15 protein-coding genes are annotated in these 14,330 nt (G+C 65.3%); 7 read left to right on the plus strand and 8 right to left on the minus strand.

Going from position 1 to position 14,330, the window contains the following annotated elements; all coding sequences use genetic code 11:
- Window positions 1-10 precede the first annotated feature (10 nt).
- From tsaB to ACIQXM_RS10720, 4 genes are all read left to right on the plus strand, one after another.
- Window positions 11-679, plus strand: a complete 669-nt coding sequence (tsaB, locus tag ACIQXM_RS10705) for a tRNA (adenosine(37)-N6)-threonylcarbamoyltransferase complex dimerization subunit type 1 TsaB (RefSeq protein ID WP_400931232.1) — start codon at window positions 11-13, stop codon at window positions 677-679.
- A gap of 23 nt (window positions 680-702) precedes the next feature.
- The gene (gene rimI / locus ACIQXM_RS10710) at window positions 703-1,188 is read left to right on the plus strand and encodes a ribosomal protein S18-alanine N-acetyltransferase (RefSeq protein WP_400931892.1); all 486 of its coding nucleotides are present in this window, start codon (window positions 703-705) and stop codon (window positions 1,186-1,188) included.
- Entirely contained in the window at window positions 1,185-2,252 is a 1,068-nt protein-coding gene (tsaD, locus tag ACIQXM_RS10715; protein ID WP_400931234.1) for a tRNA (adenosine(37)-N6)-threonylcarbamoyltransferase complex transferase subunit TsaD, read from the plus strand. Before rimI ends, tsaD begins: the two co-directional genes overlap by 4 nt.
- A 103-nt stretch (window positions 2,253-2,355) precedes the next feature.
- The gene (locus ACIQXM_RS10720; protein ID WP_400931236.1) at window positions 2,356-2,916 is read left to right on the plus strand and encodes a maleylpyruvate isomerase N-terminal domain-containing protein; all 561 of its coding nucleotides are present in this window, start codon (window positions 2,356-2,358) and stop codon (window positions 2,914-2,916) included.
- 16 nt (window positions 2,917-2,932) lie between these two features.
- On the opposite strand, the gene ACIQXM_RS10725 is transcribed toward ACIQXM_RS10720, so the two are convergent.
- From ACIQXM_RS10725 to ACIQXM_RS10735, 3 genes are all read right to left on the minus strand, one after another.
- Window positions 2,933-4,081, minus strand: a complete 1,149-nt coding sequence (locus ACIQXM_RS10725; RefSeq protein WP_400931238.1) for a glutamate--cysteine ligase — start codon at window positions 4,079-4,081, stop codon at window positions 2,933-2,935.
- 75 nt (window positions 4,082-4,156) lie between these two features.
- Window positions 4,157-5,356, minus strand: a complete 1,200-nt coding sequence (locus ACIQXM_RS10730; protein ID WP_400931240.1) for a M20/M25/M40 family metallo-hydrolase — start codon at window positions 5,354-5,356, stop codon at window positions 4,157-4,159.
- 49 nt (window positions 5,357-5,405) lie between these two features.
- On the minus strand, window positions 5,406-6,935 hold the full coding sequence (locus tag ACIQXM_RS10735; RefSeq protein WP_400931242.1) for an AbgT family transporter: 1,530 nt from the start codon (window positions 6,933-6,935) through the stop codon (window positions 5,406-5,408).
- A gap of 175 nt (window positions 6,936-7,110) precedes the next feature.
- Here ACIQXM_RS10735 and ACIQXM_RS10740 point away from each other — a divergent pair, with 175 nt between their 5' ends.
- Window positions 7,111-7,923 (plus strand): shikimate 5-dehydrogenase, encoded by an 813-nt coding sequence (locus tag ACIQXM_RS10740; protein WP_400931244.1) that lies wholly within the window; start codon window positions 7,111-7,113, stop codon window positions 7,921-7,923.
- Here ACIQXM_RS10740 and ACIQXM_RS10745 read toward each other — a convergent pair.
- Window positions 7,920-9,146: an SAM-dependent methyltransferase gene (locus ACIQXM_RS10745; protein WP_400931246.1), complete on the minus strand. Its 1,227-nt coding sequence runs from the start codon at window positions 9,144-9,146 to the stop codon at window positions 7,920-7,922. The two genes, ACIQXM_RS10740 and ACIQXM_RS10745, sit on opposite strands and share 4 nt — an antisense overlap.
- Window positions 9,147-9,200: 54 nt before the next feature.
- On the opposite strand from ACIQXM_RS10745, the gene ACIQXM_RS10750 reads away from it, so the two are divergent.
- Window positions 9,201-10,373 carry a MalY/PatB family protein gene (locus tag ACIQXM_RS10750; RefSeq protein ID WP_400931248.1) on the plus strand — a complete coding sequence of 391 codons (1,173 nt, stop codon included), beginning with the start codon at window positions 9,201-9,203 and terminating at the stop codon, window positions 10,371-10,373.
- Window positions 10,370-10,975 carry a TMEM175 family protein gene (locus ACIQXM_RS10755; protein ID WP_400931250.1) on the plus strand — a complete coding sequence of 202 codons (606 nt, stop codon included), beginning with the start codon at window positions 10,370-10,372 and terminating at the stop codon, window positions 10,973-10,975. The genes ACIQXM_RS10750 and ACIQXM_RS10755 overlap by 4 nt, the downstream gene beginning before the upstream one ends.
- 34 nt (window positions 10,976-11,009) lie before the next feature.
- Here the strand turns inward: ACIQXM_RS10755 and ACIQXM_RS10760 are convergent, their stop codons facing one another.
- The 4 genes from ACIQXM_RS10760 to ACIQXM_RS10775 form a co-directional block, all read right to left on the minus strand.
- Window positions 11,010-11,309 carry a hypothetical protein gene (locus ACIQXM_RS10760; protein ID WP_400931252.1) on the minus strand — a complete coding sequence of 100 codons (300 nt, stop codon included), beginning with the start codon at window positions 11,307-11,309 and terminating at the stop codon, window positions 11,010-11,012.
- Window positions 11,310-11,440: 131 nt separating this feature from the next.
- Window positions 11,441-12,199 (minus strand): ABC transporter ATP-binding protein, encoded by a 759-nt coding sequence (locus ACIQXM_RS10765; RefSeq protein ID WP_400931254.1) that lies wholly within the window; start codon window positions 12,197-12,199, stop codon window positions 11,441-11,443.
- Window positions 12,196-13,236 (minus strand): iron chelate uptake ABC transporter family permease subunit, encoded by a 1,041-nt coding sequence (locus ACIQXM_RS10770; protein WP_400931256.1) that lies wholly within the window; start codon window positions 13,234-13,236, stop codon window positions 12,196-12,198. The genes ACIQXM_RS10765 and ACIQXM_RS10770 overlap by 4 nt, the downstream gene beginning before the upstream one ends.
- Window positions 13,229-14,287: an ABC transporter permease gene (locus ACIQXM_RS10775; RefSeq protein ID WP_400931258.1), complete on the minus strand. Its 1,059-nt coding sequence runs from the start codon at window positions 14,285-14,287 to the stop codon at window positions 13,229-13,231. Before ACIQXM_RS10775 ends, ACIQXM_RS10770 begins: the two co-directional genes overlap by 8 nt.
- Window positions 14,288-14,330: the final 43 nt, after the last annotated feature.

Here is a 14,330-nt window from a genome sequence, read left to right on the forward strand (position 1 = left end):
AATAGGCACCGTGCTTATTCTCTCCATTGATACCTCCGCTATTGCCAGTGCGGCACTGCTGACCGGGGAAGGGGAGATCCTGGCCGAGTTCGCCACGGAGGACACCCGTTCCCACGCCGAAGTGCTGGCGCCGGGCATCTCCGACCTGATGGAAACCGCCGGCGTCACGGCCGCGGACATCGACGCCGTCGTCGTTGGGGTGGGACCCGGGCCCTTCACCGGTCTGCGCTCCGGCATTGTCACCGCCCGTACGCTTGGCTTCGCCTGGAACACGCCTGTGCACGGGGTGATGAGCCTTGATGCCATCGCCGTGGATGCGGCCCTGGACGCCTGGCGGCTGGGCGTCGACGAATTCGTGGTCGCCACCGACGCCCGGCGCAGGGAAGTGTACTGGGCGCATTACCGCAGCACCGGAGGAACAGCGCAGCTCCTGGCCGGACCGTTCGTCACTGACCCCGCAGAGGTCCCGGACCTGCCGGCCTACGGTGCGGGCGCAGGCCTGTACCCGGAGGTGCTGCGCGGTGTTGCGGACTTCGCCGGCACCCAGCCCACGGCCGCCGCGCTGGGGCGCACCGCCGTCGTGCGCCTGGTCCGCGGCCTGCCGCTGCTGGACACCACGCCGCTGTACCTGCGCGAGTCCGATGCCAAGGTGCCCGGACCGCGGAAGCGCGCCCTGTGAGCCGCGGCGCCGGAACCGCCGGCATGGCAATCCGGGCCATGACCGCCGATGACATAGCAGCAGTGGACGTCCTGGAGCGGGCACTGTTCCCGGTGGACGCCTGGCCGCTGCAGATGTTCCATGACGAGCTCAGCCAGGTCGATACGCGCTCCTACTACGTGGCCTGCGACGCCGACGGCACGGTGATCGGCTATGCCGGCCTCATGTGCGTCCTGCCGATCGCTGATGTGCAGACCATTGCCGTGGCCCCGGAGGCCGAAGGAGCCGGCATCGGCTCGGCTCTCCTGGCCACGCTCATTGACGAAGCCAAGTCCCGCGGTGCCGAAGACGTGCTGCTGGAAGTGCGGGCGGACAATCCCCGGGCGCAGCGGCTCTACCGATGGTTCGGGTTTGAACAGATCCACATCCGGCCGCGCTACTACCGCGACGGCACGGACGCACTGATTATGCGGCTGGCCCTTTCCGCCTGGAACGGGTCTCCGCGCGCAACAATGAAGGACGGGAAATGAACCGCACCGAGCCTCTGGTGCTTGGCATCGAATCATCGTGTGACGAAACGGGCGTCGGCATTGTCCGCGGCAGTGCCCTGCTGACCAACACGGTGTCCTCCTCCATGGATGAGCACGTCCGCTTTGGCGGCGTCATCCCTGAGATAGCCTCCCGCGCCCACCTGGATGCTTTTGTGCCCACGCTGCAGCAGGCCCTGGACGAGGCGGGGGTGACCCTGGCGGACATTGACGCCATTGCCGTGACCTCCGGACCCGGGCTGGCGGGGGCGCTGATGGTGGGCGTATGCGCCGCCAAGGCGCTGGCCGTTGCCACCGGCAAGCCGCTGTACGCGATCAATCACCTGGTGGCGCACGTTGGCGTGGGCGTGCTCGACGGCGGTGAACTGCCGGACAACCTTGGCGCACTGCTGGTTTCCGGCGGCCACACCGAAATCCTCAGCGTGAAATCACTGACCGGCGATGTGCAGCTGCTCGGGTCCACCATCGATGACGCCGCCGGTGAAGCCTACGACAAGGTGGCCCGCATCCTCGGGCTGGGCTACCCCGGTGGGCCGGCCATCGACAAACTGGCCCGCCAGGGAAATCCCAAGGCCATCCGTTTTCCGCGCGGCCTGACCCAGGCCAAGTACATGGGCTCCGCGGAGGAGCCCGGCCCGCACCGCTACGACTGGTCCTTCTCCGGCCTGAAGACCGCGGTGGCCCGCTGCGTGGAAGCCTACGAAGCCGCCGGCGAGGAACTGCCGGTGGCGGATATCGCTGCGTCCTTCCAGGAAGCGGTGGTGGATGTCATTACTGCAAAGGCGGTCCTGGCCTGCACTGAGCACGGGATCACGAACCTGCTCCTGGGCGGGGGCGTGGCGGCCAATTCCCGGCTCCGCGAGCTGACCCGGCAGCGGTGCGAGGCCAAGGGCATTTCCCTGCGGGTGCCGCCCATTTCGCTGTGCACCGACAACGGGGCCATGGTGGCTGCGCTGGGAGCCCAAGTGTTGATGGCAGGCGCCGAACCGTCCGGAATCGGGTTCGCGCCGGATCCGTCGATGCCGGTCACCAGCGTCCACCTCTGACCCGCAGCACCCAGGGAGCGGATATTGCCGCCGCCTCTTCGGTGCGGCGGCGGCCGAAGCTATATTGGCGTTACCTGTGGCAATTGCCTACCGAAGGAACGTCATGCCTGATGCGATGGTGCCCGGCGCCAAGACGAAGTTTTTGGAAACCAGTGCTCCCCTGACCGAGTCGGTCGGGGAGCTCACTGCTGAACAGTGGGCGGCCGAGTCGGCCTGCTCGGGCTGGAGCCGGGCGGATGTGGTGCTGCACCTCATCGATACCCAGCGCGAGTTTTTCGCCGGCCACGGAATGCGGCTCGGACCGCCGCCGGAGACCGGTGATCCCGCGGCCGCGTGGCGCACCCACCGGCAGGACGTGGCGGATCTTCTTTCGGATCCCGATGTTGCCGGACACCGGTTTGAGGGCTGGTCCGGAGAAACAACGGTGGGCAGGACCCTGAACGATTTCTACGGCTTTGACATGCTGGTGCACGGCTGGGATGCCCTCGCGGGAACCGGAGCCGACCGGGTGTTCTCCGACGCCGAGATGGACGATCTGGAAACCGCCATTGCAGGCTTTGGCGACCAGCTGTACGCGGAGGGAATCTGCCGGGGCCCGCTGGCCGCTCGGGAGGATGCGGACCGTCAGACCCGTATCCTGGCCAGGCTGGGCCGCCGGGGCTAGCGCGCCCCGGTCCTGCTCAGGCCTCGCCGCGCAGCTGCCGGATTCCGTCCTGAACGACGGCGCGCAAATCGCCGTCGTTCTCCGCCGCGATCCTCCGCTGGCGCTGGTAGCCGGCGCCGCGCTCAATGATTGCGGCTACGTCCGCCAGTTCGGCAGAGCAGCCGAGCTTCTCAGCCACGGGAGTCAGGCGGGGGAGGACGTCCTCCAGGAGATGGTCTGTCACGAGCTTTTCGTTGCCGGCAGCATCAAGGATGATGATGGCGTCGAGTCCGTAACGGGCGGCGCGCCACTTGTTTTCCTGAACATGCCACGGCGGCATGGTGGGAATGGTTCCGCCGTTTTCCAGGATGGTGGAGAACTCGTCCACCAGGCACTGGGTCAGGGCTGCCATGGCGCCCACGTCCTCAATGGTGGCCATGCCGTCGCAGATGCGCATTTCAATGGTGCCAAGGCCCGGGACCGGGCGGATGTCCCAGCGGATTTCACTGATGGAATCGATGACCCCGGTGGTGAACATGTCCTGCACATAGGACTCGTACTCGGCCCAGGAACCAAACTGGAAGGGCAGGCCAGCTGTGGGCAGCTGCTGGAACATCAGGGCACGCTGGGAGGCGTATCCCGTGTCCTCGCCGGACCAGAACGGAGAGGAAGCGGACAGGGCCTGGAAGTGCGGGAAATAGTTCACCAGCCCGTCCAGGACCGGCAGCACCTTGTCCCGGCTGTCCAGGCCCACGTGGACGTGCACCCCGTAGATGAGCATCTGCTGGCCCCACCACTGCGTGCGGTCAATCAGCTTGGCGTAGCGTTCCTTGTCCGTGACCGGCTGCGAGCGCGGGGCACTGAACGGATGGGAACCGGAACAGAAGAGCTCAACGCCCATGGGGTCGGTGACCCGGCGCAGTGCTTCGAGGGAGCGGGTCAGGTCCGCCTTGGCATCCTTGACGGTGTGGCAGATGCCGGTCACCAGCTCAACGGTGTTTTCCAGCAGCTCCTGTTTGATGTGCGGGTGCTCGTCCCCTTCACTGATGCCGGGGTGGGCGGCGCTGACACCGCGCAGGACCTCATCGGCTACCGACATCAGCTCGCCGGTTTTCCGGTCAACAAGTGCCAGCTCCCATTCAACGCCGAGGGTTGACTGTGCTGACTGGGCGAAACCGATGTGCAAACTGTCTCCTGCTGTATACGTAACCGTTGGAGGAACTCGGTCCCGCATGAAAGCGCGTGAGAACCTCTTTCAATCCTAGCGGCGGGAAACCGGGATGCCGTCCACCAGCCGGGACAGGGTCCCGGCTGTCATCGCGGTCCATACCGGGACTGCCTTCACCTGAATGTGCTCGCTGCGGGCATGCGCCCCTCCGCCCACTGCCCCCAACCCGCACAGGACGGGCACGCCCAGCGCGGCCACAAAGTTGGCATCGCTGGCTCCGCCCACGGACACATCCTGCAACTGCAGCCCGACGTCGGCGGCTGCCTCCCGCGCTGCCTGCAGCAGCGGGTTGATCTCCGGCGGCGCCATGGGCGGACGGTTCCAAAAGTGCTCGACGTCGATATCCACGCGCGCGTCGGACACGGCAATGGCATCCAGTGCTGTGTCCACCCGCTTCATTTCAGCTGCGTTCCTCACCCGGATGTCTATGACGGCGGTGGCGGACCCTGCGGCCACGTTGCTGCCGGATCCACCCTCGATCAATCCCACATTCAGGGAGGTGCCGCGGTCCAGGTCCGCCACCTGCACCGCATGGACCACGAACTCGGCCAGTGCGTGGATGGCACTGGCGCCGGCGGTTGGATCCAGGCCAGCATGGGCTTCCACGCCGGTGGCGCGAACGGTGAAGATTCCCACTCCCTTGCGTCCGGTCTTGACTGCTCCGTCAGCGCTCGCCTCCAGGACCAGCACGGCGTCCGCTTCCAGGGCTGCCTTCTCGATGAGCGGGCGCGAGTACACCGAGCCGATTTCCTCGTCTCCGTTGAACAGGAAGGTGACAGTGGGGCAGGGAATGTCCGCGTCCCTCAGCAGCTTCAACGCCCAGATGCCCTGCACCAGTCCGGTTTTCATGTCAAAGATGCCAGGACCGGACAGTACGCCGCCGTCGTCACCCCCGGCTGGGCCCTGCCAGCCGGCCAGGGTCCCTGCGGGCCACACGGTGTCATAGTGGCCCACGACCAGGACACGTCCGCTGCCGCTGCTTTCGTAGGTCAAGGTGAGCACCTCTCCGTACGTGCCGTCGCCGTCGAGGGTTTCGCGGTCAGGTTCGCCGAGGCGCTTGACGGCGAGATCCCGGACTGCAGCGCGGGCGGTCTCCAGCGCCGGCAGATCCCTGCTGTGACTCTCCAGCTCCACCAGGCCAATGATGTCCGCAAGGAGCATATCCGCGGCTTCCCGGGCCTTGCTGCCGAGGTCCACTGCGGCCTCTCCGGATTCAGTGTTTGTCGTATCCATGGTTCTCCTGTGGTGAATTGTTTCTGCGGTTGTTGGTTGGGGCTGCCGGTCAGATACCGAAGGGCAGTTCCAGGGCGTACCAGAGCATGAAAAAAGCAATCCAGACAACCCAAATGACCATGGCCAGCGGAATGGTGAAGGAGGCCAATGTGCCGATGCCTGCCGAGCGGCGGTACTTCTGGACAAATCCGAGGGCCATCACAAAGTAAGGGCTCATGGGGGTGACGCAGTTGGTCACTGAATCGGCGATCCGGTACATCGCCTGCGTAGTGGCCGGTTCAATGTCCAGCAGCATCAGCATCGGCACGAAGATTGGAGCGGCCAAAGACCACATGGCAGATCCGGAGGTGATGATGAAGTTCATGATGGAAATCAGGACGGCGATGCCCAGAAGGATGGCCCAGCCCGGAGCATTGATGCTGTCCAGGGTCCGCGCTCCGCTGATGGCAAGGACCTCGCCCATCCCGGTCCACTTGAAATAGGCCAGGAACTGCGAGATGGCAAAGAAGAGCACCAGGATCGGAGCCATCGACCTGATGCCTTCAACCATGGCCCCGGTGACGTCGGAACCCTTGCTGAAGGTGCCCGCAGATCGTCCGTACACCACGCCGACCAGGGCGAAGAAGAGGCCGATGACGAAGGCCATCCCGCCGATCACCGGAGAATTCAGGACCCCTCCGGCTTCGCCGCGGAACGGTGAATTGCCCGGCACGAGTGCTGCGGCAACCGCGGCAAGGAACACAAGGGCAGCAGCGCCCGAAAAGCGCAGCGCCCGCCGTTCCCTGGTGGAGATGCGCAGATCGCCGATTGACCCCGCAGCTTCCTCGCTGGCATCTGCTTCCAGATCGGGACGCTTCGACAGGACTTTTTCCACCACCACGGTGATGGTGAGGGCGATCAGCACCGAAGAGGCCAAGCTGAAGAAATAGTTCGCCAGCGGAGTTACTACAACGGCGGAGTCAATGGTGCCGGCTGCTGCCGTGGTGATCGAGGACAGCAGAACATCAGTGGTGGTCAGGGACGGGGAAGCATCGTATCCGGCGGAGATGGACACGAATGCCACGATCGCTCCCAGGACGGGGCTTTTGCCGACGGCCCTGAACACCAGGGCACCGAGCGGAATCAGGGTGACGTAGGCGGCATCGCCGGCAACGTGCCCGAGCATGGCAGCCATGGCGAGGGCAAAAGTCACATACTTGGCGGGCACCTTAGTGACCGTGTTGCGCAGGAGCGTGTCAATCAGCCCGCTCTTCTCGGCAATGGCGATGCCGAGCATCGTGGTCAGGATAGTGGCCAGCGGCGGGAAGGACGCAAAGTTCTCAACGGCGTCACCGATCATGGTCTGAATTCCCGCTGCGCTCAGGAGGCTTTTCACTGTCACGGCATCGCCGGTGCCGGGGCTGACGGCGGAGACTCCTGCCGCTTCCAGTGCTGCGCTGAGGACAATGACCACGCCGGCCAAAATGCAGAACAGCCAAAACGGATGCGGAAGAAGGTTGCCGACTCTTTCAATCGCCGAAAAGACCCGGAATGCCCTGCGCATTCCCCTGGACTGCTCAACTGCTGCGGCCTGCGCCATGGGTGCTCCCTGCTGAGGTGTAGTGACAGATCCTTGTCAGGCAACCTAGTGCAGGAAACGGTTCCGGAAAAAGAATGACTCGCGGCAGATTCCGGCTTTTGACACCGCGGCCGGAACGCGGCTAATCTCGCCCGCTTCATTCCGGGCTGCCACCGTGCCCGGACATAATGGGAGGATGCCCATCCTGAATAAAGACATGACGCTGTGCATTTCCCTGGCAGCGAGGCCGTCAAACATCGGAACGCGTTTCCACAACTACCTGTATGACCTGCTGGACCTGAACTTTGTCTACAAGGCGTTTGCCCCCGCGGACCTCGCCCAGGCGATAGCGGGCGTCCGCGGCCTGCCGATCCGCGGCTGCGCGGTCTCCATGCCGTACAAGGAGGACGTTATGGCGCTGGTGGACCGGATGGATCCCTCAGCGCAGGCCATCAGGTCGGTCAACACCATAGTGAACGACGACGGCGTCCTCACCGCCTACAACACCGATTACCTCGCCATCGCCCGGCTGCTCCGTGACCAACATGTCCCGGTCTCCTGGTCGGTGCTGCTCCAGGGGTCGGGCGGCATGGCCAAGGCAGTGGCAGCGGCGCTTCGGGATGCGGGATTCTCGGACGTCACCATCGCGGCCCGCAACGAGGCAACGGGCCGGGCGCTCGCTGACCTCTATGACTTCAACTGGCGGCCGAACACCGGTGAAAGCACCGCGGACCTGATCATCAACGTCACGCCGCTGGGTATGGCCGGAGAACACGAAGATGTCCTGGCCTTCTCCGAGACCACGCTGGCTGCAGCGCGCACGGTGTTCGACGTCGTCGCGCTGCCTTCCGAGACACCGCTGATCACCGCAGCCCGGGCCGCCGGAAAAGCCGTGATCACCGGCGCCGAGGTGATAGCGATCCAGGCCGAAGAACAGTTTGTGCTGTACACCGGTGTGCGCCCGACCCCGGAACAGGTCCGCGCTGCCAGCGAGTTCTCCCGCGCCTAAGCCGGGGCAGGGGCGGGTACCGGCTCCACCACAATGGCCACGCGGTCCTCACCCAGACGGGTCAGGATCAGGGTTGCCTTGCTGCGGCCCTTCCCGGAGCCGGTCAGCAGCTGCTTGCGCACTTCTTCGGGCGTGACGGACATGCCGCGCTTTTTGATGTCCAGGACACCGATCCCGTTGGCCTTGACCCACGCCTTGAGCGCCTTGACGTTGTACGGCCGGACTTCCAGCACCTTGTAGGCGCGGGCAAAGGGGGTTTCCAGCAGTTCGGGAGCCCCGATGTAGGCAATGTGCGGATCCAGCAGGTGCCCGCCGAGGGAACGCGCGGTGTCGGCGACCAGGCCTGCACGGATCACCGCGCCGTCGGGCTCGTACAGGTAGGCATCCACGGGGCCGACTGGAACGTCCTCCTTGCCGGGGGCATAGTCCAGGGGTGAGGTCAGCTCGGCCGCACCGTTGGGCCCGATCACCAGGGCCGCCCGGCGCACACCCTCGCGGCGCAGGGCGTTGAACCACAGGGTGGCTTCGGTGACGTCGCCGTCCACGGACACCCACTGCACTTCACAGTCTTTCGGCAGCGCCTCGTGCGGGATGCCCGGGCCCATCTTCACGCCCACCGGCAGCCCGCGCCCGGCCAGGGCTTCCACGAAGGACAGGGGCGGGGAAAAAGCCTCGGGATCAAAAATACGTGTGGTGCCCGAGGTGGAGGTGGTGCGGCGGGCCGGATCCAGCCAGACGGCGTCGAACCCGCTCAGGTCAAAGTCCTCGGCCGCGCCCTGCACCACCGATGCGTTGGGCCAGGGCATGAGGTTGATGGTGGCGGCAGCGGCGGTGATCTCGTCCAGCTCCACGGCTGTGACCTCCCGGTCCAGGGTGGCCAGGGCCAGGGAATCGGCACCGATTCCGCAGCCCAGATCCGCAACCTTCTCCAGTCCGGCCTGGACATAGCGCTGCGCGTGCAGGGCCGCAACGTTCAGGCGGGTGGCCTGCTCCAGTCCCGGTGCCGTGAACAGCATGTGTTCAGCAAAGGGCCCGAATTTGGTCCGCGCCTTCATCCGCAGCTTCGCCTGGGTGAGGACGGCGGCGACGACGTCGGGGGAGTGGCCGGCCTTGCGCAGGTCTGTGTTCAGCTTGAGGGACTCGGACTCCAGATACGGGCCCAGGGAGTTCAGCAGCTCCCAGCCTTCGGAGGTCAGAACGTGGGCAAGGGAGGTATCGGGCATGCTTACCAGCGTAGTAGTTCTGCCGCCGCACACGTTAGCTGTAGGTTGGGCGGCATGACGAAGATTGCCGCCGAACCGCTGTCCCTGCTGCGTGCGCGCACCAGTTACAAATGGCAGACCTATCCGGCTGACGTCCTGCCGCTGTTCGTGGCGGAAATGGACTATCCGCTGGCCGAACCCGTGCAGCAGGCGATCATTGGCCGGGTCCTTGCCTCGGACACGGGCTACGTTGCCGGCCCCGATCCAGTTGCCGCAGCCTTTACCCGGTATGCCGGACGGACCTGGGACTGGAATCCGGACCCCGGGGACGTGCGGATCACCACCGACGTCAGCGTGGCCATCGTGGAATGCCTTCGCCAAACTGTGCCCGTGGACGGCTCGGTGGTCATTACTCCGCCGGTCTACCCGCCGTTCTACGAATTGCCGCTTGAAGCAGAGGCTTCAGTGGTTGAGGTTCCCCTGCTGCTGACCGGCAGGGGCTGGCAGCTGGACCTGCCGGCAGTGGAACGGGCCTTTGCCCGCGGTGCCGATGCCCTGCTGCTGTGCAATCCGCACAACCCGCTGGGCATGGTGCACTCCGCGGAAACCCTGCGCGCGCTCGCGGACCTCTCCGCCAGGTACGGGGTTGCCGTGATCAGCGATGAGATCCACGCTCCGCTGACCTACGCGCCCAACACCTTTACCCCCTACCTTTCGGTCTCGGATAATGCCCGCGAGTTCGGCATCTGTGTCACGGCCGCCAGCAAGGGATGGAACATCGCCGGAACAAAGTGCGCGGTGATGGTTGCCTCCAGCGCCCGCACCCGCCTGCAGCTGGATTCCATGCCGGCGGAGGTCTCCGCGCGGACCTCCATCCTGGGGCTGCACGCCGCGGTGGCCGCGTACGACGACGGCGGGCCCTGGCTGGCGGGCGTCCTTGCCTCCCTGACGGACAACCGGCGGCTGCTGGGCGAGCTGCTGGCAGCCGAGCTGCCCGAAGTTACGTACCATCCGCCGTCGGCCGGCTACCTGGCCTGGCTGGACTTCCGCGGCCTGGGCTGGGGCACGGATCCCGCCGCAGTGGCCCTGGAACAGGGACGGGTAGCCCTGGAACCGGGCCTGAAGTTCGGCCGGCTGGGGGCGGGCTTTGCCCGGCTGAACTTTGCCTGCTCACCGGAGGTGCTGACCGAGGCCGTGGCACGCCTGGCCCGGGTGAGGGAGACTTCGGCGGGCGGCGACCAGCCGTGAGGACCGGCAGGCTGGAGGCCTTCAGCGATGGTGTCCTCGCCATCATCATCACCATCATGGTGCTGGAGTTCCATGTGCCCGCCGAACCCACGTGGCATGGGCTGGCTGAGGTGTTCCCCACCTTCTCCAGCTACCTGCTCAGCTTCATCTATGTGGGGATCTACTGGAACAACCACCATCACCTGATGCAGCTCTCCGCCACCGTTACCGGAGGAATCCTGTGGGCAAACCTGCACCTGCTGTTCTGGCTCTCGCTGATACCTTTCTTCACCCGGTGGATGGATGAATCCGGGTTCGCCCCGGTGCCTGTCCTGGTGTACGGGCTGAACCTGCTGCTGGCCGCCGTGGCCTTCAGCATCCTGCAGTACGCGCTGCTGCGCAGGGAAGGGCCGGACAGTCCGCTGGCAGCTGCCCTGGGACGGAATACCAAGGGCAGGATTTCGCCCCTGATCTATGTGGCCGGATGCGCCCTGACGTTTGTGCATCCCCTCGCAGGGGTAGCGGCCTACGCGGGTGCAGCCGCCCTGTGGCTGATTCCCAACCGGCGGATGGAGGCGCTGGTGGGATCAGCCGGCGGAAGCGGCGGGGGTGCGGAAAGCTAGGCCGAGTGCGGCCTGGCCGCCGAACCAGGTGGAGCTAGGCCGCGGGGGCCAGGATGCTCAGCTGCCGCGGGGCAAGAGCCGCTGTCCCGCGCCCGCCCAAAAGGGGCAGTGCCCCGGTTTCGGACGTACGGCGCAGCTCGGAGAGAGCCTTGGGGGTACTCGTGGCCTGATGGAGGTCCAGCACCACGTTCAACCCGGGGAGCGTGGCATTGGCACGGCGGGCCAGGACATACAGGACCCTGCTGTTTTGTTCGGTGACTCTGCCCCGCACCACCAGCCGTATCTGGCGCAGGTCGATGTCGAGCTGGATGACGACGCGAAGCTTTGGCTCCATGGACGGCCTTCCTCAGTGTGCCCGGCCCTTTGACCGGATCCCCACGCTAAAAGGCGCCCGCGGCGCGCCGCAACGGTGAAGCGCGATACTCCCTCAGGCGGAGTCAACTTAGGCCGAGGCGAGTAACCGGGCTAGGCGAAATAGACGCCGATCCGGTTGCCGTCGATTTCTTCAATCCTGATGTCGATGTCGTAAATGTCGCGCAGCACCGCCGGTTGCATGATCTGCACCGGCGGGCCCTGGTGGATCAGCCGGCCCCCGCGCATGGCAATGATGTCGTCCGAGTAGCAGGAAGCGAAGTTGATGTCGTGGATGACCAGCACCACGGTTTTCCCGAAGTCGTCGGTAAGCCGGCGCAGCAGGCGCATCATTTCCACTGAGTGCTTCATATCCAGGTTGTTCAGCGGCTCGTCGAGCAGCAGGTAATCGGTGCCTTGGGCCAGCACCATGGCAATGAAGGCCCGCTGGCGCTGGCCGCCGGAGAGCTCATCCACAAACCGGTCCGCCAATGCCGTGAGGTCCAGGTAGGCCATGGCCTCGTCGATGAACGCCTTGTCGGCGGCGGTGGGCCGTCCGCCGTTGTACGGGTAGCGGCCAAAGCCCACCAGGTCCCGCACGGTGAGGCGGACCGTCAGTGTGTTGTCCTGGCGGAGGATGGCCATTTTGCGTGCCAGATCCTTGCCCGGGGTTGCCGTGACATCCAGGCCGTCCACTTCAACGGTCCCGGTGTCCATCTTCAGCAGCCGGGAAACCATGGACAGCAGGGTGGATTTTCCGGCGCCGTTGGGCCCGATGATGGAGGTGATGCCGCCTTCCTTGATCTCGCAGCTGACGGAGTCGACCACTATCTGGCCGTTGTAGGACTTGGAGACGCCGGTTACGGAGATCATTTGACGTTGCCTCTCAGCAGCAGGATAAGGAAGACAATGCCGCCCATGAACTCAATGACGATGCTCAGCGCGGTGTCGAACGCGAAGATCCGCTCCAGGACCAGCTGTCCGCCCACCAGGGCAATGATCCCGAGCAGGACGGCGATGGGCAGCACCGCCGTGTGGCGGAAGTGGGAGCACAGCTGGTAGGCAAGGGAGGCAACGAGCAGGCCGAAGAAGGTCACCGGACCCACCAGGGCGGTGGAGACTGCCACCAGCACGGAGCAGATCACCAAAGTGGCGGTAACAGCGCGGGTATGGTCCACGCCGAGGTTGACGGCGGTGTCCCGGCCCAGTGCCAGCACATCGAAGGACCGGCGCATCCGCCAGGCCGGAATACTGACCAGCACCACAGCGGCGGCGGAGTACCCCAGCAGCGCGCCGTCCACGTTGTTGAAGGACGCAAAGAACAGATCCTGCAGGATGATGAACTCGCTGGGGTCGATCAGCCGCTGCAGCAGGGATGAAAAGCCGCGGAACATGGTGCCGAAAATGATGCCCACCAGCAGCATGAGGTGCAGGGACTTGCCGCCGCCGGTAAACAGCCAGCGGTAGAGCAGGAACGAGAAACCCACCATCAGGACGATCTCGATGACAAAGCGCAGCGGTTCGGACATGGAGAGGACAAACTGCCCGCCGAGGACAAAGACCAGAACGGTCTGCAGCAGCACATAAAGGGCGTCAAAGCCCATGATCGAGGGCGTCAGGATGCGGTTGCAGGTCACCGTCTGGAAGAGCACGGTGGACACGCCCACGGCATAGGCCACCAGGATCATGGAGGCGACCTTGATGGCGCGGCGCGGAAGGATGTATCCGAGGTTTCCACGCAGTTCGATGGTCATGAAGAGGGCCACAAGGGCGGCGGCGGCAATTCCGAGCGTAATGATCCAGAACTTGGGCGGCAGGGACCGCACCGGATGCCGGCGGTGCGAGACAAGGGCGGTGGGAAGCGGATTGGTGGGGGCTTCAGCGCCGGATTTCGTGCCGGGTTCAGCCACGGGAGGCACGCTTTCGCAGGAGCAGGTACAGGAACAGGACGCTGCCGATGGCGGAGACGATCACGCCCACCGGAATTTCATACGGGTAGCGGATGGTGCGCCCGATGATGTCGCAGGCGAGCACAAACCCGGCGCCGAAGACTGCCACCCAGGGCACGGCACGCCGGACATTGTCTCCGATCAGCAGCGAGACCAGGTTGGGAACGATCAGGCCCAGGAAGGGAATGGAGCCCACACTGACAACCACGACGGCGCTGATCAGGGACACGATAACCAGGCCCAGGGCCATCACCCGGTTGTAGTTCAGGCCCAGGTTGGTGGTGAAATCCGCGCCCATGCCGGCAACGGTGAAGCGGTCCGCCGCCAGGTAGCCGACGACGGTGAGGATTCCCACGATCCACAGCAGCTCATAGCGGCCGCGCAGGACACCGGAGAAGTCCCCGACCATCCAGCTGTTCAGGGTTTGCAGCAGATCAGTGCGGTACGCGAAGAAAGTGGTGACGGCGGAAATGACGCCGCCAAGCATGATGCCCACCAGGGGGACCAGGAGTGTGTTGCGCAGCGGAAGGCGGCGCAGGATGAGCAGGAACAATGCGGTGCCGGCCATGGCGAACACCGTGGCCGTGGACATCTTCATCATCAGGGAGGCACCGGGCAGCAGGACCGTGACCACCAAAATACCCAGCGACGCCGATTCCACGGTGCCCACCGTGCCCGGTTCCACGAACTTGTTCCGGGCCATCAGCTGCATGATCAGGCCGGCGACGCTCAGCGCCGTGCCCGCGAGGATAACGCTGAGGGTGCGGGGGACCCGGCTAACCCAGAACACCTGCCAGGCAACGGGGTCCCCGGACAGCAGCGAGCTCAGGGAGACATCGCTGACCCCCACGAACATGCTGGCCACGGCCAGCACCAGGACGGCAGCGGCACCCAGGGCGAGGCTTACAGCGGTACGCGGAAGCCGCCGTCGTCGGGCGGCAGCGGCGGCGGAGGGTGGAAGCGGTGCAGGGGGAGGAACCTGGGTGGAGGCAGGCACGGCGGCGGCGCTCATAATTCTGTCCGGTCTCGTTGGGTTCCGGCTCCGGCGCCGGAAC

It is taken from the genome of Arthrobacter sp. NPDC097144, assembly GCF_044762205.1.
Lineage (GTDB): Bacteria > Actinomycetota > Actinomycetes > Actinomycetales > Micrococcaceae > Arthrobacter_B.